Consider the following 19,348-nt stretch of genomic DNA (forward strand, 5'->3'; position numbering starts at 1 on the left):
GATGTCGAAGTCACGCGGAGTCCTCATCGTCCTCGTCATCGCCGCCGGCCTGTGGGCGCTGACGATCTCGTCCTGGCAGGCCGGCGCCGTCGGTGACGCGCTGGGACCCACCGGTGTGGCCTCGGTGACCGAGGATCCGAACGCACAGGCCTCGCCCGTGGCCACCGCGTGCGTGGCCATCATCGCCGTGACCGGCCTGCTCGCCGCGATGCTGGGGCGGGCCGGCCGCCTCGTCGTCCTCGGATTCGCCGCGGTCGCGGCTCTCGGCTACGGCATCACCGCGCTTTTCGCCGCCACGGCGCCCGGAGCCACCGGTTGGCCGATCATCGCGGCCGTGGCCGCGGGCATCTCGGTCATCGGCATCATCTGGGTCGCGACCGCCTCGGCGGGGTGGACGAACTCCAACCGATACGCCCGCACCGCCGAGGCGGCAGAGGGCGAATTCGACTCGGCCGCGACCTGGGACGCACTCTCCCGCGGAGAGGACATCGTCGACGATGCCGGTTCGGACCCCGGCGACGGCGACGAGGGAGCCGACGGCGAAACGGGCGCGGACGCCGATGCGGACCCGGACGCGGACCCGGACGCCGATGCCGACCCGGATTCGAAATGACCTTGTGACCGGGTCGGTGTCCGGTCAGGATCGGAAGCGTGACACAATGGAGGAAAGTTTCCACACGCGTGCCACGCCTATCACACGAAGGAGCACCATGTCGCAGTCCCTCGCCCGCAACGGGGCCACAGATCTCGACAAGTCCACGATCGACTACGCAGCGATCGCCGATCCCGGTCACGGCAATTCCGTGGCGGGATGGACCGGTGTGATCATCATGCTCATCGGCGTCTCCGTCGGATGCGTGGGCTTCACCATCCACAATCCGACGATCACCTATGTCGCCATCGGCATCGTCGCGCTCGGCATCATCGTCGGCCTGATCCTGCGGGCAGTCGGACTGGGCAACAAGCCGAAAACGCAATGACGGTACTGTCCGAGATCGTCTCCGGGGTGCGTGAGGACCTGCAGGCACGCCGGAACGCGATCCCCCTGTCGGAGATCGAGGACCGAGCCCGTGCGGCCGCACCCGCGAGGGAGTTCGACCTCAACGCCGACTTCGGCGTCATCGCCGAGGTCAAGCGGAAGTCGCCGTCCCGCGGCGATCTGTCCCAGATTCCCGACCCCGGCACACTCGCCGGCCTCTATGCCGCCGGCGGTGCCCGAGCCGTGAGCGTGCTCACCGAAGCCCGCCGCTTCTCCGGCAGCCTCGACGACCTCGACGCCGTGCGCGCCGCCGTGGACATCCCGGTCCTGCGCAAGGACTTCATGGTCGACGAATACCAGTTCCACGAGGCCCGGGCGCACGGGGCCGACATCGTCCTGCTCATCGTCGCCGCCCTCGATCCGGTGCAGCTGCGCGAGTTCTACGCTCTCGCCGGGGAACTGGGCATGACGGCGCTCGTCGAGGCCCACAACCGGGAAGAACTGGAACTCGCCGCCGACATCGGTGCCGAACTCATCGGCGTCAACTCCCGCAACCTCAAAGACCTCAGCGTCGACACCGACCGGTTCGAGCCCTTGGCCGGACTCGTCCCGGCCGGGGCCACCCTCGTGGCCGAATCGGGTGTCGCCGGGGCCCGGGAGGTCGCGAAGTACGCCGACGCCGGAGCCGACCTCGTTCTGGTCGGCGAAGCCCTCGTCACGGGAGGCCGACCGCAGGCCGCGGTCGAGGAGTACACCGCCATCGGCCGGGACCGTCGCCTGTCCGCATCCTGAACCCCGACCGCGCCCATCAGCCGAGTTGACCGACGATGGGCGGATACTGCACCCATCCGGCCGTCTGCCGGGCTCGAGGCCGTACCCAGCCCGCCGACGTTCACGAGGAGATCGAGAAGGACCGCAATGAACGATGTCAGTCAGGAGACCGGACCGTACTTCGGCGCATTCGGAGGCAGGTTCATCCCCGAAGCACTGATCCCGGCACTCGATGAGATCGAGGAGACCTGGCGCAAGTCCCAGGTCGATCCGACCTTCACCGATGAACTCCTCGATCTTCAGCGGAACTACATCGGCAGGCCGTCCCTGCTCACCGAGGCCACGCGCTTCGCCGAGCACTGCGGCGGGGCCCGCGTGTTCCTCAAACGTGAGGATCTCAACCACACGGGCAGCCACAAGATCAACAACGCCGTCGGCCAGGCCCTGTTGGCCAAGCGCATGGGCAAGACACGCCTGATCGCCGAGACCGGTGCCGGGCAGCACGGAGTCGCCACCGCGACCGCCGCGGCCCTGCTCGACATGGAGTGCGAGGTCTACATGGGCGAGGAGGACACGCAGCGTCAGGCCCTCAACGTCGCTCGCATGCGCCTGCTCGGGGCCGAGGTCAACGCCGTGACCAACGGCACCCGCACGCTCAAGGACGCGATGAACGAGGCCATGCGCGACTGGGTGGCCCATGTGGGCGACACCCACTACGTCATCGGGACCGTGGCCGGTCCGCACCCGTTTCCGGCAATGGTGCGCTCGTTCCAGAACGTCATCGGTCTCGAGGCTCGCGAACAGTTCCTCGACCAGCTCGGCCGGCTGCCCGACGCCGTCTGCGCGTGCGTCGGAGGAGGCTCGAACGCGATGGGTCTGTTCGCCGCGTTCCTCGGCGACACTGAGGTCGAGATCTTCGGCTTCGAGGCCGGCGGCGAGGGCATCGAATCCGGTCACCACGCTGCCCGCTTCTCCGGGGGCAGACCCGGAGTCCTCCACGGTTCGGCCACCTACATCCTCCAAGACTCCGACGGGCAGACCCGGCCCTCGCATTCGGTCTCGGCCGGTCTCGACTACCCCTCGGTCGGGCCCGAGCACTCCCACCTCCACGACAGCGGACGAGTGACCTACGAACCAGTCGTCGACGACGAGGCGATGGAGGCCATGCGGCTGCTGTCGCGCACCGAAGGCATCATCCCGGCCATCGAATCCGCTCATGCTCTGGCCGGAGCCATGCGGATCGGACGCAGACTCGGACCGGAGGCAGCTCTTCTGGTCAATCTCTCCGGCCGCGGCGACAAGGACATGACGACGGCCGCGAAATGGTTCGACTACCTCGACGAAGGGGCGGTGCAGGTATGACGCACGCAGGTCCACGCACAGGCACAACGCTGTCAGCCGTGACCGAGGCCGGTCGCAAGGCGGCGCTCATCGGCTACCTGCCGATCGGGTTCCCCAGCGTGCCCGGCTCCATCGAGGCGATGGTCGAACTCGTCCGCAGCGGCGTCGACATCGTCGAGGTCGGGGTGCCCTATTCGGATCCCGGCATGGACGGTCCCGTCATCCAGCGTGCCGCCGAGGCGGCTCTCGAGTCAGGGGTGCGCACGAAGGACGTGTTCACCGCCGTCGAGGCCATCGCTTCAGCCGGCGGCACCGCCGTGGTCATGAGCTACTGGAACCTCGTGCTCCAGTACGGCGTGACCGACTTCGCCCGGGACCTCGACGCGGCCGGCGGGGGAGGAATCATCACCCCCGACCTCATCCCGGACGAGGCGCACGACTGGCTGGCCGCCTCCGACCGCTACGATCTCGACCGGATCTTCCTGGCCGCGCCGTCGTCGACGCCCGAACGTCTGGCCCGCATCGTCGAAGGCAGCCGCGGCTTCGTCTACGCCGCCTCGACCATGGGCGTGACCGGAGTCCGCTCCGAGGTCGACGTCCACGCCCGCGACCTCGTCGCCCGGCTCAGGGAGGCCGGGGCCGAGCACGCCTGCGTCGGCCTCGGCGTGTCCAACCGGGACCAGGCCGCCGAGGTCGCCGAGTACGCCGACGGCGTCATCGTCGGTTCCGCCCTCGTCCGCGCCCTGGACTCCGAGGGAGTGCCCGGGCTCGGCCGCCTCGCCTCCGAGCTCGCAGAAGGGTGTGCATGAGCTTCAGCCCGGCATGGGTCGGCCTCACCGTCCTCGGGATCGGTCTCACGGTATGGATGACCGCACTGCAGTGGCACACGCGCCGCGGACACAAGGGTGATCTGTGGGCGATCGCGATCATCACGATCCCCGCGACCGTCATCGGCGGCCGGATCAGTCACCTCATCACCTCCCCGGGGCCGTACTTCGGCCCGGACGGCAACCCGCTGGCAGCCTTGGCGATCTGGGACGGCGGCTTCGGATTCTGGGGCGGATTCGTCATCGGCTTCCTCGCCGCCTGGGCGATCACCCGCTTCCAAGGCATCAGATTCCTGCCGTTCCTCGATTCCGTGGCCCCCGGGCTCCTGCTCGGCCGAGTCGCCGGGGCCTGGGCCGATTTCGCAGAGGCACGTCTGTCGCTGGCGACGGTTGTCGTCGAATCCGTGTGGAACCTCATCGGCTGCGTCCTGGCCATCGTCCTGGCCCGTCGTCTGCGACTGGGACACGGTCAGGTGTTCGCCCTCTACCTCTGCCTGTTCGGCCTCGGGCGGGTGTGGCTGCACCTCCTGCGGCTGGGCAGCCCCGCCGCCGAATCCGCTCACCTCATCGCCGGTGTGCCCGTGAACGTGTGGACGGCGGCCCTGACGCTCATCGGCGGCCTCGTCTGGTTCACGGCCTCCCGGATCCGCCACCGCGAACCGGAGACCGTGCTCTACCTCCGCCAGTCCCGGGCGATCCACCGGCGGCGCGGCCGCGGCAAGCACATCTATGCCGCCCTCGACCCCGATCCCGCGGACTCCCATCGGATTCAGACGTCACCGGGGTCCGCGACACAGGCGAGCGCCGACGGCAGCGCCGGAGTCCGAGGTCCCGGCGATCAGGGCATCGGCGAACTCGACGAGGACGGTCGGCACAGTTTCGGATTCTTCGGCGCGGTCACCTCGGCGATCTCCATCGTCCCGGATGTTCGCGGCCGGACAGAGAGCGGTCAGAACCCTGACTCACCCGGGAATACGCGATCCTCTGGATCCGGTGGGTCCGTCCACTGAGACTTTTTGGTCCGGTGAACGGTCCTTTCTCGAATTCCTCAATGTGCGCAGTTGGGTGTAAGTTGTACTCCCGACCGTGAGAACCACGTCACACCACCGTGTCCGAGGACGATCTCCTTGAGGACACAGAACAGCCGTTTCAGACAGCGTCGTCTTTTCGGACCGCACACGAGACCGTGAAGGCATCGCATGAGACAAGAGACTCCTCCGACCCAGAAAGCTCCGGCACCGCCAGGCCGTGTCGGCCTCTACGACCCGGCTCTCGAGCACGACGCCTGCGGGCTCGCGCTCATCGTCCGCTACCGCGGGCCGGCCGACCACGAGGTCGTCGACCAGGCCCTGACTGCGCTGCGCAAGCTCGAACACCGCGGCGGCATCGGCTCGGACGAGGGCACCGGCGACGGAGCGGGCATCACACTCCAGATCCCGCACGACTACTTCTCGCAGGCGCTGTCCGATCAGGGCGTCGATCTTCCCGCCCCGGGCGAATACGCCGTCGGCATCGGCTTCTTCTCCCAGGACTACCGTCAGGACCTCATCGGCTCCAAGGCCGCCGTGAACACCGAGACCACCAGCGGACTGCCTCAGCCGGGCACCGACGGGGCCGAAGCCGACACCGTGGCTCGCATCGCCGCCGAAGAGGGGCTGCGCGTGCTCGCCGTCCGCGATGTGCCCCATGATGAGAGCGTACTCGGCGAGATCGCGCGAACGACGCAGCCGCGGATGCGACAGGTGTTCTTCGACCTCGACCCCGATCACCCGGCCAGAGACACTGAGGACCTGCGCCGGCGCGCCTATATCGTGCGCAAGCGCCTCGACACCGAGGGCATCTACTTCCCCTCTCTGTCCCCGGCGACGATCACCTACAAGGGGATGCTGTCGACCGGACAGCTGGCCAGCTACTTCACCGAACTCAGCGATGAACGTCTGACCTCGCGGATCGCTCTGGTCCACTCGCGGTTCTCGACGAACACCTTTCCCTCCTGGCAGCTCGCTCAGCCCTTCGGCACGATCGCCCACAACGGCGAGATCAACACGGTGCGCGGCAACCGGAACTGGATGCAGGCCAGGGAATCCCAACTCGACTCCGAGCTGCTCGCCTCGCCGGTGCCGACGACCTCCGACAGCCTCGACCGGCTGTGTCCGATCGTGCCGCCGGGCGCGTCCGACTCGGCCTCGTTCAACGCCGTGCTCGAGCTCATGGTCGCCTCCGGCCGATCCCTGCCGCAGGCGATGCTGATGATGATCCCGGAAGCCTGGGAGAACAATCCGGGCATGGGCGAATCCCGCAAGGCGTTCTACGAATACCACTCCCTGCTCATGGAGCCCTGGGACGGACCCGCCTGCGTGGCCTTCACCGACGGTCGCCTCGCCGGTGCCGTGCTCGACCGCAACGGCCTGCGCCCCGCCCGCTATGTGATGACCGACGACACCGTCGTCCTGGCCAGCGAGATCGGCGTGGTCGACCTCGACGAATCCGCGGTCATCGCCCGCGGACGCCTCACCCCGGGCCGGATGTTCCTCGTTGACACCGAGACCGAGCGGATCATCTCCGACACCGAGATCAAGAACCAGCTCGCCACCGAGCACCCCTACCAGGACTGGGTGAAGCGCAGTTCGAAGCGTCTCGAAGAACTGCCCACCCGTGTCCACGTCACGCACCCGCAGGCCTCGGTGCGTCGCCGACAGCGGACCTTCGGCTACACCGAGGAGGAGCTGCGCGTGCTCATCTCGCCGATGGCCGAGACCGGCGCCGAGCCGCTCGGAGCGATGGGCACCGACACCGCGATCGCGGGCCTGTCGACGCGTCCGCGCCTGCTGTTCGACTACTTCCACCAGAACTTCGCGCAGGTGACGAACCCGCCGCTCGACTCGATCCGCGAACAGATCGTGACGTCCATGGCCGCCGGGATCGGACGGGAGGGCAACCTCCTCGAACACGACCGGCCGGACTCCGCGCACATCATGCTGGACCGCCCGGTCATCGACAATGACGAGCTCGCCGCGATCGCCCACATCCGCGGTGAGCACCTCGGTGCGGACAATCCGCGACCGGCAGTGACCCTGTCCGGGCTGTACTCGGTCAATGCGGGACCCGATGCCATGGCCCGCAGCATCGAGGCTCTGTGCGCCGAGGCGAGCGCCGCCGTGGAATCGGGCGTGATCTTCATCGTCCTCAGCGATCGGGAATCCACGGCCGATCTCGCGCCGATCCCCTCGCTCCTGCTGACCTCCGCGCTGCACCACCACCTCGTGCGAGAACGAACGCGGACCCGGGTGAGCATCGTCGTCGAGGCCGGCGACGTCCGTGAGGTCCACCATGCGGCCACGCTCGTGTCCTTCGGCGCTTCCGCGGTCAACCCGTACCTGCTCATGGAGTCGGCTGAGGATCTCGTCCGAGCCGACCGCATCCGCGGTGTCAGCGAGACCGCTGCGGTGGCCAACGTCCTGTCCGCGCTCAACAAGGGTCTGCTCAAGATCATGTCGAAGATGGGCATCTCGACCGTGCAGTCCTACCACGGTGCGCAGACGTTCGAGGCCGTCGGCCTGGCCGCGGACTTCATCGACCGCTACTTCACCTCGACCCCGCACCAGCTCGGGGGCAAGACCATCGCAGACATCGCCGCGGACACCACCGCCCGTCACGCCGATGCCTACCGCGACGATCATCCGAAGCCGTCCCACCGTCCCCTGCGGATCGGCGGGGAGTACCAGTGGCGCCGCGAAGGCCCCGGTCACCTGTTCAGCCCGGAGACGATCTTCAAGCTCCAGCACGCCACGGCGACGAAGCGCTTCGACATCTTCTCCGAGTACACGGCAGCCATCGACGAGCAGTCGCGGGAGCTGATGACCCTGCGCGGACTGTTCGATCTCGCACCCGGTGCTGCCGGACCGATCGACATCTCCGAGGTCGAACCGGCCGAGGCGATCATGCGCCGGTTCTCGACCGGGGCGATGAGCTACGGCTCGATCTCGAAAGAGGCCCACGAGACCCTGGCGATCGCGATGAACCGCATCGGCGGGAAGTCCAACACCGGTGAGGGCGGTGAGGACACCGACCGGCTGGTCGACCCCGAGCGGCGGTCGGCGATCAAGCAGATCGCCTCGGGACGGTTCGGGGTGACCAGCCATTACCTGACCGAAGCCGACGACCTGCAGATCAAGATGGCGCAGGGGGCCAAGCCCGGTGAGGGCGGACAGCTGCCGGGTGAGAAGGTCTACCCGTGGATCGCGAAGACCCGCCACGCCACACCGGGGGTGGGGCTGATCTCTCCGCCGCCGCACCACGACATCTATTCCATCGAGGACCTCGCACAGCTCATCCACGATCTCGGCCGGGCCAACGCCCGCGCCCGCGTCCACGTCAAGCTCGTCTCCGCGATCGGTGTGGGCACCGTGGCCGCGGGAGTGGCGAAGGCCGGAGCCGACGTCGTCCTCATCTCCGGCCACGACGGCGGCACGGGTGCGAGTCCGCTCAACTCTCTCAAGCATGCCGGCACTCCGTGGGAGCTGGGATTGGCCGAGGCGCAGCAGACGCTGGTCCTCAACGGGCTGCGCGAACGCGTCAGCGTCCAGGTCGACGGTCAGCTCAAGACGGGCCGGGACGTGATCATCGCCGCCCTGCTCGGGGCCGAGGAGTTCGGCTTCGCGACCACCGCGCTCGTCGTCTCCGGCTGCATCATGATGCGCGTGTGCCACAAGGACACGTGCCCCGTCGGGGTGGCCACGCAGAACCCGGTGCTGCGCGAGCGCTACCACGGTCAGGCCGATCACGTGGTCAACTTCTTCACCTTCATCGCCGAGGAGGTGCGCGGCTACCTCGCCCAGCTCGGCTTCCGCTCCCTCGACGAGGCCATCGGCGCCGTCGAGAGGCTGCGCATCGACGAGGACAGGGCCGCCGCCTCCGGGCTCGACCTCGATCTCGAGTCGATCCTCACCGTGCCCACCGACCTGTCGGGATCGACCACCGGTGCGCGCAAGTGCGCGGGACCGGTGAACCGGGACTTCGCCGGCGAGCTCGATCTGCGTCTGCTCGAGGCCGCCGAGGACGCGATCGTCGGCGGCCGACCGGTGAGGATCGGCTCGAGGATCGAGAACACCGACCGGTCGGCCGGCACCCTGCTCGGCCACCACATCACCCGGACCCACGGTGAGCGCGGGCTGCCCGAGGGCACGATCGTGCTCGAACTGGACGGCACGGCCGGCCAGTCGCTGGGCGCCTACCTGCCGGCCGGGGTGAGCATCGACCTGTCCGGAGACGCCAACGACTACGTCGGCAAGGGGCTGTCCGGCGGCACCATCAGCGTCCATCCCGGGCCGGACAGCCGCACCCGTCCCGAGCACAACATCATCGCCGGAAATGTGCTCGGCTACGGAGCCACCTCGGGCCGGCTCTTCGTCTCCGGTCAGGTGGGGGAGCGGTTCATGGTCCGCAATTCCGGCGCCGAGGCGGTCGTCGAAGGCATCGGCGACCACGGGCTGGAGTACATGACCGGGGGCGTGGCCGTCATCCTCGGCGGGACCGGCCGAAACTTCGCGGCCGGTATGTCCGGCGGCACCGCCTACGTGCTCGACTTCAACCCCGCCCGGCTCAACCCCGATGAGCGCGGCGCCGGCGTCTTCCGGTTCACCGGAGTCGGCGTCGAGGACATGACGGTCCTCGAACGCCTGCTGGACGACCATGTCGAGTGGACCGGTTCGCCCCTGGCCGCCGAGCTCCTCGGCGGACTCCGCCGCGGGGAGGACGTCATGTCCCGCTTCACGAAGATCATTCCCGTCGCGTACCAAGCCGTCCGCGACATCCAGGCCGAATTCGCCGCCGCCGGGCATGCCCCGGACTCCGATGCCGCCTGGAACACCATTCTGGAGGTCACCCATGGCTGATCCGCACGGATTCCTCACTGTCACCGACCGTGAGCTGCCGAAGCGCCGGCCCGTTCCGATCCGGCTGATGGACTACCGCGAGGTCTATGAGGCCGGAGACCCCGAGCAGCTGCGCCGCCAGGCCTCGCGCTGCATGGACTGCGGTGTGCCCTTCTGCCACCAGGGCTGCCCGCTGGGCAACCTCATCCCCGAGTTCAACGACGCGATGTACCGCGGAGAGCTGGCCCGCGCCGTCGAACTGCTCCACGCGACGAACAACTTCCCCGAATTCACCGGTCGGGCCTGCCCGGCGCCGTGTGAGAACGCGTGTGTGCTCGGCATCAACCAGCCGGCGGTGACGATCAAGCAGGTCGAGGTCAGCATCGTCGACCAGGGATTCGCCGCGGGCCTGATCACCCCCGAGGTCCCGGAGCGGATCACCGGACACACAGTGGCCGTCATCGGCTCGGGACCGGCCGGTCTGGCCTGCGCCCAGCAGCTGACCCGGGCCGGGCACACGGTCGTCGTCTACGAACGCGATGACCGCCTCGGCGGGCTGCTGCGCTACGGGATCCCCGACTTCAAGCTCGAGAAGCATCACATCGACCGGCGCATCGAGCAGATGAGGGCCGAGGGCACTCGTTTCGAGACCTCGGTCGAGATCGGCTCCGGCACCGGTCTGGAGGATCTGCAGGCGCGTTTCGACGCGGTCGTCGTGTGCACGGGAGCGACGGTGCCGCGGGACATGCCGGTGACCGGGCGCGAACTGGACGGCATCGAATTCGCCATGGACTACCTCGTGCCCTCGAACCGGGTGCAGGCGGGGGAGGAGACCGTCCCGGGCATCGACGCCGCCGGCAAGCACGTGATCATCATCGGCGGTGGGGACACCGGCGCCGACTGCCTCGGCACGGCCCTGCGCCAGCAGGCCGCCTCGGTGACGGCCCTGGCGATCGGGGCGAAACCGCCGACCGAGCGCGGCGAGAACGATCCCTGGCCGACGGTGCCGCGGATCTTCGAGGTCCAGAGTTCGCATGAGGAGGGCGGCGTCCGACGCTACCTGGCCTCGACCACGGGCTTCGTCAGCGACGGGAACGGAGCCGTGCGCGGGATCGAGGTCTCCGAGACGCAGTTCCTCGACGGCAGGCGTGTCCCGACCCCGGGCACCGAGCACGTCCTCGAAGCCGATCTCGTCCTCCTGGCGCTCGGCTTCTCCGGGCCCGAGGCCGAGGGGCTCGGCCTCGAACTCGATGCCCGTGGGGCGTTCTCCCGCGACGGCTCCTACCGGAGCGGGACCGACGGCGTCTTCGTCGCCGGCGACGCCGGCCGGGGACAGTCGCTGATCGTATGGGGCATCGCCGAGGGGCGGGCCGCGGCCGCGGAGGTCGACCGGTACCTGACCGGATCGACGCGGCTGCCCGCACCGGTCGGCCCCCGTGACACAGGTTTCAAGTGTTAGGATCTTCTGTATCGAACAATGAGACGTCGGCGCATCGACGCGCTGACAGCCGAACAACAGCGCACCGCGACGGGCGGGTCGAGCCCGTCGTCGCGGTGCAGGTAGGGTGGAGTGCATGAGGCGTGCAAAGATAGTCGCAACACTAGGTCCGAATCAGAACTCCTACGAAGAGATCCGTGCACTCGTCGATGAAGGCGTCGATGTCGCGCGATTCAATCTCAGCCACGGAACACGTGACGAACACGAAGAGAAGTTCGCCTGGGTCCGCCAGGCGGCACTCGACACCGGACGGGCGGTCGCCGTGCTGCTCGACCTCCAGGGTCCGAAGATCCGAGTGGGCACCTTCGCCAACGGCGAGGAGGAGCTCGTCGAAGGAGCCTCCTTCACGATCACCAGCCGCGACGTCGACGGCACCTCCGAAATCGTGAGCACGACGCTGCCGACCCTGGCCGAGGACGTCTCCGTGGGCGATCCGCTGCTCATCGACGACGGGCGGCTGCGCCTGCGGGCCACCGAGGTCACCGCGACCGAGGTCGTGACCGAGGTCGAGATCGGCGGAACCATCTCCAACCACAAGGGCATCAACCTGCCCGGTGTGCCCGTGTCCGTCCCGGCCCTGTCGGAGAAGGACGTCGAAGACCTCAAATGGGGCCTGCAGCTCGGCTTCGACTGGGTGGCACTGTCCTTCGTCCGCAGTCCCGAGGACATGGACGCAGTGCGGGCGGTCATGGACGAGGTCGGGATCACCGCCCCGGTGATCGCGAAGCTCGAGAAGCCGCAGGCCGTCGAGCTGCTCGATGAGATCATCGACGCCTTCGACGGGATCATGGTCGCCCGCGGCGACCTCGGCGTCGAACTGCCGCTGGAGCAGGTCCCGATCGTGCAGAAGCGCGCCGTCGAGATCTCCCGCCAGCAGGCCAAGCCGGTCATCGTGGCCACCCAGATGCTCGAGACCATGATCGACGCCCCGCGCCCGACCCGCGCCGAGGCCAGCGACTGCGCCAACGCCGTCCTCGACGGTGCCGATGCGCTCATGCTCTCCGGTGAGACCTCCGTCGGTGCCCACTGGGTGGAGGCGATCCGGACGATGAGCCGGATCATCGGCTCCACCGAGGAGCACGGACTCGAACGGATTCCGCCTCTGGGCACCGTGCCGCATACGAAGGGCGGCGCCGTGACGGCCGCGGCCGTGCAGATTGCTCATCAGCTCGACATCGATCTGCTGTGCACCTTCTCCCAGACCGGTGACTCGGTGCGTCGGATGTCGCGTCTGCGCCCGGACTGGCCGATCCTCGGCTTCACCCCCGATCCGCAGGTGCGCCATCAGCTGGCCCTGACCTGGGGAGTCCGGGCGTACCTGGTCAAGGAGGTGCGCCACACCGATCAGATGGCCCGACAGGTCGACGCGGTGCTGCTCGCCGACAACACTGCCGCTGAGGGCGACCAGTCGATCCTCGTGGCCGGTTCGCCTCCCGGAATCCCGGGGTCGACGAACGCCCTGCGCATCCACACCATCGGTGATGCCGCCAAGGGCGTCGCGGCCGCCTACCAGGACTCCGAGGACTCCGAGGAGGATCCGCTGGCCGGTTACGGCGTGGTGGCCGAGGCTCCGATCACCCGCGAGGTCCCGATCGTCGACGAGGGGCAGTCGCCCCGCCACTGAGGCACCGGAACCCGACCGCACCGGCGGCGTACGACCCGAATCCGGGTCGTACGCCGCCGGTTCTGTCTGTGCGGCGCAGCTCACACCGACTTGCGGAATTTCCAGAATTGCTCAACAGTTGTCCTCTGTGTTGTCTTCCCCTCCTTCGGCACACCGAGGAGGTCCAGCTACGAGAGGAAATCAATGAGACTGCCCGCCTGGAGCAAGTCCTTCGGAGTGCAGGTGACCATCGCACTCATCGCCGGCGTCATCCTGGGCCTGATCGCCCGGTCGTGGGGACCGATCAGCCAAGCGCAGGACAACTGGCTCGGAACGACCCTGGACACCATCGGTTCGTCCTATGTCACCCTGCTCAAGGCGGCCGTCGTGCCGTTGGTCATCACCGCGATCATCGCCAGCATCGGCAACCTGCGTAAGGTCACCAACGCCGCCAGACTCGCCGTGTCGACCCTGCTGTGGTTCGCCCTGACCGCTCTCATCGCCGTGCTCATCGGACTCGTCCTCGGTGTGGTCATCCAGCCGGGCAACCATGCCGACGCCGCCTCGCTGAGCACTTCGGCTCCGGACTCGCAGGGCAGCTGGATCGGGTTCCTCACCGGACTGGTGCCGGTGAACTTCCTCGGCCTGGAAGTGAGCACCGCCGCCGATGAGGCGGGCGGCCTGAGCTCCGAGGTCGACTTCAACATCCTCCAGCTCATCATCGTCTCCGGAGCCATCGGCATCGCCGCGGTCAAGGTCGGCAAGGCCGCCGAGCCCTTCCTCGAGTTCACCGAGGCGGCCCTGACCGTGGTCCAGAAGGTCGTGTGGTGGATCGTGCGCATCGCTCCGATCGGGACCCTGGGCCTGATCGGCAACGCCGTGAACTCCTACGGCTGGTCGACGATGGGCTCGCTGCTGTGGTTCGTCGTGGCCGTCTACCTCGGTCTCGCGATCGTGTTCTTCGGCGTCTACCCGGCGCTGGCCAGGGTCAACGGGCTGTCCATCCGGCAGTACTTCTCCGGTGTCTGGCCCGCCGCGCAGATGGGCTTCGTCTCCCGTTCGTCGATCGGGACGATGCCGGTGACCCAGAAGGTCGCGACCGACAACTTCGGAGTCCCGCAGAGCTATGCGGCCTTCGCCGTGCCCTTCGGTGCGACCACGAAGATGGACGGCTGCGCCGCGATCTATCCGGCCATCGCCGCCGTGTTCGTCGCCCAGTTCTTCGGCGTCGATCTCTCGCTCATCCAGTACCTGCTCATCGTCTTCGTCGCCGTCATCGGATCGGCTGCGACGGCGGGCACCACCGGGGCGACCGTGATGCTCACGCTCACGCTGTCGACCCTGGGCCTGCCGCTCGAGGGCGTCGGCCTGCTGCTGGCGATCGAACCGATCGTCGATATGGGCCGCACCGCGCTCAACGTCTCCGGACAGGCGCTCATCCCGGCCATCGTGGCCAAGCGGCACGACATCCTCGACGTCGAACGCTATGACGGGCAGCGCGTCCTCGGCTACGTCCCCGTCGCCGAGGACGCTGATGCCGATGAAACCCCCGCTGAGGACGCCGGTGCCGACGCGCCTCGTGCCGAGGGGACCGCGGCTGACGCGCCTCGTGCCGAGGGGACCGCGGCTGACGCGCCTCGTGCAGCGGGCGCTGGCGTCGGTGCGGGTCGCGACTCGCACTGATGGTGTCGACGCGCACAGGCGTCCGGTTCAGGGCGCCGATGCCGACGCATCTGCGCTGTGAACGTCGGCTCTCTCACAGCCGTCAGCGAGGCGGCCGCAGGACCGATCCGCGACCGAGTCGGACAAGCCGAGCCAGGTCGGACTGGGCCGGACGGACCGGACTCGCTCGGACAGGTCGGCAGCGGCGGTCGCCCACCTGCTGAGCACCGTTTGTGGTCAGAGCACCGAGGCAATGCCGTTGAATTCGGGAAAACGCCTCGGTTCCATGACCACAAACGGTGCGGCCGGGTGTGTCCGCGAGGCCGTATCGAGCGACTATGAGTCTCGGTGGCCGTGCTTCGGGCGAGTTGTGAGCCTCCGAGGCTCACAGGCGGGCAGCTGAAGGCCGAGGACATGCTACCGCGTGGCCGGGGACATGCGACCGCGGACGACTGAGCCGCAACCTGGAAGATGACTGAGCCGCGACCTCGATGAGGCCGCGGCTCAGGGTTCGTACCGGATGCGGGACTCGAACCCGCACGTCTTTCGACAATGCATTTTGAGTGCACCGCGTCTACCGATTCCGCCAATCCGGCTCGCAACGGCGTCCCGTGTCCGGGCCGCGTCGATGATGGGGACGATTCTACTTCGACAGCCCAGCGATTGCACAATCGCGTCCGCCGGGGCGTCGTCCCCGGTGGCCATCGTCACCGGGGGGTGGTCACCCTCACAGAAGAAACTTGCCCACCCGTTGCCGTGCATCCGGCGCGCCTGGTCTAGACTGGGACCGTGCTTTCAAACAGCGAACAGTCAACTGCAGATGAGTCCGTGCCGGTCCGCCGCGTAGTCGTGGCCGAAGACGAGGCAGTGATTCGTCTCGATATCGTAGAAATGCTGCGCGAGGTCGGCTATGACGTCGTCGGTGAGGCTGCGGACGGCGAATCCGCCATTCGCCTGGCCGAGGAGCTCCGCCCCGATCTCGTCGTCATGGACATCAAGATGCCCATTCTCGACGGCATCTCGGCGGCCGAGCGCATCGCCCGCGCCCGCATCGCTCCGGTGGTTCTGCTCACCGCCTTCTCGCAGAAGGAACTCGTCGAGCGCGCCCGCGATGCCGGTGCCATGGCGTACGTGGTCAAGCCCTTCACCTCGGCCGACCTCGTTCCGGCACTCGAGATCGCACTCTCGCGCCATGCGGAGATCAGCTCCTTGGAATCCGAGATCTCCGACCTCACCGAGCGCTTCGAGACCCGCAAGCTCGTCGAACGGGCCAAGAGCCTGCTCCAGACCTCGATGGGTCTGAGCGAGCCCGAAGCCTTCCGCTGGATCCAGAAGACCTCGATGGATCGTCGCCTGACGATGCGCGAGGTCGCCGAGACCGTGCTCAAGCAGATCGGCTCGAAGAAGTAACTCACCACCAAGTCCATCGATGATCGAGGGGCCCGACTGCTCTGCAGTCGGGACCCTCACTTCTCGGTCGCAGCGAACGGCTTTATGCCGTCGCAAGCGGCTTCTATGCCGCCGCGAGCCGCCTCTGTGCCGTTGCGAGCCCCTGCTCGGCCGCAGAGGAGCAACGGCTCATTTCGGTTCGGCCCTGAGGATCATGTTCGTGATCCGCACGATCGAGAGCAGACGCCCGGTCGCATCGGTCATCTTCACCTCGTGCGAGACGATCGTGCGTCCCTGATGCAGCACCTCGGCGCGGCCGGTGACGACGCCCTCGCGAGCCGCACGCAGATGCGTGGCATTGAGGTCGACGCCGACGACGGACTTCCCACCGGCGAGCAGATACGAGTGCATCGAGGCCAGGGACTCGGCGAGGACGACGTGTCCACCGCCGTGGAAGAGGCCCATCGGCTGCGTATTGCCTGCGACAGGGACGGTGCCGACGAGATGATCATGACCGAGCTCGACGAATTCGATCCCCATCTTCTCTGCCAGGGCGCCGCCGGCCTCCGGTGAGCGCAGCTGCTCGAGCAATCGGTCGACCCGGTCGGCCGGTGTGTCAGAGGTCAGGGAAATATCGGGACGCAGCATCGGTTCTCCTTCAAGTCAGCTTCGAACGCTAGGCTATGACATGTGAGTCACTCAAACGAATTCCTCCTGCTCATCGACGGACACTCCCTGGCCTATCGGGCATTCCACGCGCTGCCCGTGGAGAACTTCTCCACCAGCACCGGCCAGACGACGAACGCCATCTACGGCTTCATCTCGATGCTCATCAACGTCCTCCGCGACGAAGCACCGAGCCATGTGGCCGTGGCCTTCGACCTCGGCCGGCAGACCTTCCGGCTCGAGGAATACGCCGAATACAAGGCCGGACGCGCGAAGACCCCACCGGAATTCCACTCCCAGATCGACCTCATCAAGGACATCGTCACCGCGATGGGCATCACGGTCGTGACCAAAGAGGGCTTCGAAGCCGATGACGCACTGGCCACGATGACCCGGATCGGCACCGAGGCAGGGGCACCGGTCGAGGTGATGACCGGGGACAAGGACTCCTTCCAGCTGGCTTCGGAGACGGTGACGATCCTCTACCCCAAACGCGGGGTCAGCGACCTCAACCGGATGACGCCCGAGGCCATCGAGGACAAGTACGGCGTCACCCCCGTCAACTACCGCGGACTGGCCGCGCTCGTCGGTGAGAAGGCCGACAATCTGCCCGGCGTGCCCGGCGTCGGCGACAAGACCGCCGCGAAGTGGCTCACCGCCCACGGCGACCTGCCGGGAGTGTTGGAGAACGCCGCGTCGATCGGCGGCAAGGTCGGTGAGAAGCTGCGCGACCACATCACGGAAGTGGAACGGAACTTCCGTCTCAATCGCCTCCTCGACGACGTCGACCTGGGACTGAGCTTCGACGACCTCACATGGGGCGAAGGAGACCCGGCCGAGCTGTCCAGCCTGTTCGACCAGCTCGAATTCCAGGCCCTGGGCAAGCGGCTGGCCGCGATCTTCCCCGATGCCGGCGCAACCGAAACCGCCGCCGTCCGTGAGACCGCGATCGAGACCGTCGATGTCGACACGCTGTTGGAGAGCATCGCCGAACACGACGTGCTGGCGCTCGACTCGGATGCGCGGTTCGAACTCGGCCACGGAGACGCGCGGATCCTCGCCGTCTCCGCCGAACCCGCCCACGCCTGGGTCGTCGACCTCGCCGAGGCGGGTGAGACCGCGATCGCCCGGCTGAACTCGGCCCTGGCCGCACGCTCACTGATCCTCCACAGCGCGAAGCTGCAGATCAAGGCCTGGGAGTCGATCGGGCTGTCGGTGAGCGACGTCGGCGGGGACACGGCGCTGGCGGCCTACCTCCTGGTGCCCGACGCCCGATCCTACGAACTCGGGCAGATCGCGTCCGAGCGGACCGGAATCGACCTCAGCGAACCCGAGGCCGATTCGGGCCAACTCGCGCTCGACCTCGACTCGGACGCGACCGTGACCACCCACGGACAGCGGGCCGCTGCCCTGCTCGAAGTCCACGCGGAGCTGACGAAGGCCCTCGAGGACGCGAATATGACCCAGGTCTACCGCGAGATCGAGCTGCCGCTCGTGCCGGTGCTCGCCCGGATGGAGCTGACCGGAATCGCCGTGGACGAGGAGGGGCTGTCCCGACTCATCGAGGAATTCACCCAGCAGGCCGAGGCCAGCGCACAGGAGGCCTATGCGGCGATCGGACATGAGGTCAACCTCGGATCGCCGAAACAGCTGCAGACCGTTCTCTTCGACGAACTCGACATGCCGAAGACGAAGCGGACGAAGACCGGCTACACGACCGATGCCGACGCCCTGGCCGAGCTCTTCGTCAAGACCGAGCATCCGTTCCTGCAGCATCTGCTGGCCTACCGGGACTCGACGAAGCTCAAGCAGACCGTCGTCGGGCTGCTCAAAACGGTCGCCGACGACGGCCGCATCCATACGACCTACCAGCAGACAGTGGCTGCCACCGGCCGCCTGTCCTCACTCGACCCGAACCTGCAGAACATTCCCGTGCGCACCGAATCCGGTCGACGCATCCGGCAGATCTTCATCTCCGACCCCGAGCTCGACGGCAGCTGCCTGCTCACTGCCGACTACTCCCAGATCGAGATGCGCATCATGGCGCACCTGTCCGGGGACGCCGCACTCATCCAGGCGTTCAAGGACGGTGAGGACCTGCACTCCTATGTCGGTTCGAAGGTCTTCGGCGTCGGCATCGACGAAGTCGACCCCGAGATGCGCTCGAAGGTCAAGGCTATGTCCTACGGACTCGTCTACGGACTCTCCGCCTACGGGCTCTCGCGTCAGCTGGCGATCGGCGTGGACGAGGCCAAGGGCCTGATGGAGCAGTACTTCGAACGGTTCGGCGCAGTCAAGGACTACCTCGACGACATCGTCGATCAGGCCCGGGCCAATGGATACACGGAGACCATCATGGGCCGCCGTCGGTACCTGCCGGCCCTGCACAGCGACCGCCGGCAGCTGCGGGACATGGCCGAACGGGCGGCGCTCAACGCACCGATCCAGGGATCGGCCGCGGACATCATGAAGATCGCCATGCTCAAGGTCGCCTCCCGCCTCGATGAGCTGCATTCGCCGATGCTCCTGCAGGTCCATGACGAGATCATCGTCGACGTCCATCCGGGAGAGGTCGACGAGGTGACAAGGATCGTGACCGAGGAGATGGGCTCGGCGTTCGAACTCGACGTGCCGCTCGACGTCAACGTCGGCACTGGAGGCTCCTGGCACGCCGCCGCGCACTGAGCCCCTGCGCTCGTTCAAGCGGTGTCGCAGAAAGGAACCCGTGCACGGGTTGTT

The 19,348-nt window shown here is 67.6% G+C and carries 13 protein-coding genes and 1 tRNA gene; 12 read left to right on the top strand and 2 right to left on the bottom strand.

Annotation, left to right across the window (positions count from 1 at the left end; translation table 11 throughout):
- The first annotated feature begins 1 nt into the window (after position 1).
- The 10 genes from IG171_RS06195 (at position 2) to IG171_RS06240 (ending at position 14,575) form a co-directional block, all read left to right on the top strand.
- Positions 2–613 carry a Trp biosynthesis-associated membrane protein gene (locus IG171_RS06195; RefSeq protein ID WP_212130639.1) on the top strand — a complete coding sequence of 204 codons (612 nt, stop codon included), beginning with the start codon at positions 2–4 and terminating at the stop codon, positions 611–613.
- 97 nt (positions 614–710) lie between these two features.
- On the top strand, positions 711–980 hold the full coding sequence (locus IG171_RS06200) for an HGxxPAAW family protein (RefSeq protein ID WP_212130641.1): 270 nt from the start codon (positions 711–713) through the stop codon (positions 978–980).
- A complete protein-coding gene (gene trpC, locus IG171_RS06205) occupies positions 977–1,771 on the top strand; it encodes an indole-3-glycerol phosphate synthase TrpC (protein WP_212130643.1) in 795 nt (264 codons plus the stop codon). Before IG171_RS06200 ends, trpC begins: the two co-directional genes overlap by 4 nt.
- 126 nt (positions 1,772–1,897) lie before the next feature.
- Positions 1,898–3,112 carry a tryptophan synthase subunit beta gene (gene trpB, locus IG171_RS06210; protein WP_212130645.1) on the top strand — a complete coding sequence of 405 codons (1,215 nt, stop codon included), beginning with the start codon at positions 1,898–1,900 and terminating at the stop codon, positions 3,110–3,112.
- Entirely contained in the window at positions 3,109–3,900 is a 792-nt protein-coding gene (gene trpA / locus IG171_RS06215) for a tryptophan synthase subunit alpha (RefSeq protein ID WP_212130647.1), read from the top strand. Before trpB ends, trpA begins: the two co-directional genes overlap by 4 nt.
- Positions 3,897–4,928 carry a prolipoprotein diacylglyceryl transferase family protein gene (locus tag IG171_RS06220; protein WP_212130649.1) on the top strand — a complete coding sequence of 344 codons (1,032 nt, stop codon included), beginning with the start codon at positions 3,897–3,899 and terminating at the stop codon, positions 4,926–4,928. Before trpA ends, IG171_RS06220 begins: the two co-directional genes overlap by 4 nt.
- Positions 4,929–5,117: 189 nt before the next feature.
- Positions 5,118–9,812 carry a glutamate synthase large subunit gene (gltB, locus tag IG171_RS06225; protein ID WP_212130651.1) on the top strand — a complete coding sequence of 1,565 codons (4,695 nt, stop codon included), beginning with the start codon at positions 5,118–5,120 and terminating at the stop codon, positions 9,810–9,812.
- Positions 9,805–11,250, top strand: a complete 1,446-nt coding sequence (locus IG171_RS06230; protein WP_212130653.1) for a glutamate synthase subunit beta — start codon at positions 9,805–9,807, stop codon at positions 11,248–11,250. Before gltB ends, IG171_RS06230 begins: the two co-directional genes overlap by 8 nt.
- A 115-nt stretch (positions 11,251–11,365) precedes the next feature.
- The gene (pyk, locus tag IG171_RS06235) at positions 11,366–12,913 is read left to right on the top strand and encodes a pyruvate kinase (protein WP_212130654.1); all 1,548 of its coding nucleotides are present in this window, start codon (positions 11,366–11,368) and stop codon (positions 12,911–12,913) included.
- 183 nt (positions 12,914–13,096) lie between these two features.
- Positions 13,097–14,575, top strand: coding sequence for a dicarboxylate/amino acid:cation symporter (locus IG171_RS06240; protein WP_212130656.1), 1,479 nt, complete (start codon positions 13,097–13,099; stop codon positions 14,573–14,575).
- Positions 14,576–15,068: 493 nt separating this feature from the next.
- Here the strand turns inward: IG171_RS06240 and IG171_RS06245 are convergent.
- Positions 15,069–15,150 (bottom strand) — tRNA-Leu (locus tag IG171_RS06245).
- Between the two features lie 232 nt (positions 15,151–15,382).
- On the opposite strand from IG171_RS06245, the gene IG171_RS06250 reads away from it, so the two are divergent.
- Positions 15,383–15,964, top strand: coding sequence for a response regulator (locus IG171_RS06250; RefSeq protein ID WP_212131563.1), 582 nt, complete (start codon positions 15,383–15,385; stop codon positions 15,962–15,964).
- Positions 15,965–16,132: 168 nt separating this feature from the next.
- On the opposite strand, the gene IG171_RS06255 is transcribed toward IG171_RS06250, so the two are convergent.
- Positions 16,133–16,591, bottom strand: a complete 459-nt coding sequence (locus IG171_RS06255; RefSeq protein WP_212130658.1) for a PaaI family thioesterase — start codon at positions 16,589–16,591, stop codon at positions 16,133–16,135.
- Between the two features lie 42 nt (positions 16,592–16,633).
- On the opposite strand from IG171_RS06255, the gene polA reads away from it, so the two are divergent.
- On the top strand, positions 16,634–19,294 hold the full coding sequence (gene polA, locus IG171_RS06260) for a DNA polymerase I (protein WP_212130660.1): 2,661 nt from the start codon (positions 16,634–16,636) through the stop codon (positions 19,292–19,294).
- Positions 19,295–19,348 lie beyond the last annotated feature (54 nt).

It is taken from the genome of Brevibacterium sp. SMBL_HHYL_HB1 (assembly GCF_018208375.1).
GTDB lineage: Bacteria > Actinomycetota > Actinomycetes > Actinomycetales > Brevibacteriaceae > Brevibacterium > Brevibacterium intestinavium.

Coding starts and splice junctions, on each gene's coding strand:
- trpC (WP_212130643.1), top strand. CDS start 977: ATGACGGTACTGTCCGAGATCGTCTCCGGGGTGCGTGAGGACCTGCAG.
- gltB (WP_212130651.1), top strand. CDS start 5,118: ATGAGACAAGAGACTCCTCCGACCCAGAAAGCTCCGGCACCGCCAGGC.
- IG171_RS06230 (WP_212130653.1), top strand. CDS start 9,805: ATGGCTGATCCGCACGGATTCCTCACTGTCACCGACCGTGAGCTGCCG.
- IG171_RS06255 (WP_212130658.1), bottom strand. CDS start 16,591: ATGCTGCGTCCCGATATTTCCCTGACCTCTGACACACCGGCCGACCGG.
- IG171_RS06200 (WP_212130641.1), top strand. CDS start 711: ATGTCGCAGTCCCTCGCCCGCAACGGGGCCACAGATCTCGACAAGTCC.
- IG171_RS06220 (WP_212130649.1), top strand. CDS start 3,897: ATGAGCTTCAGCCCGGCATGGGTCGGCCTCACCGTCCTCGGGATCGGT.
- trpA (WP_212130647.1), top strand. CDS start 3,109: ATGACGCACGCAGGTCCACGCACAGGCACAACGCTGTCAGCCGTGACC.
- pyk (WP_212130654.1), top strand. CDS start 11,366: ATGAGGCGTGCAAAGATAGTCGCAACACTAGGTCCGAATCAGAACTCC.
- trpB (WP_212130645.1), top strand. CDS start 1,898: ATGAACGATGTCAGTCAGGAGACCGGACCGTACTTCGGCGCATTCGGA.
- IG171_RS06240 (WP_212130656.1), top strand. CDS start 13,097: ATGAGACTGCCCGCCTGGAGCAAGTCCTTCGGAGTGCAGGTGACCATC.
- IG171_RS06195 (WP_212130639.1), top strand. CDS start 2: ATGTCGAAGTCACGCGGAGTCCTCATCGTCCTCGTCATCGCCGCCGGC.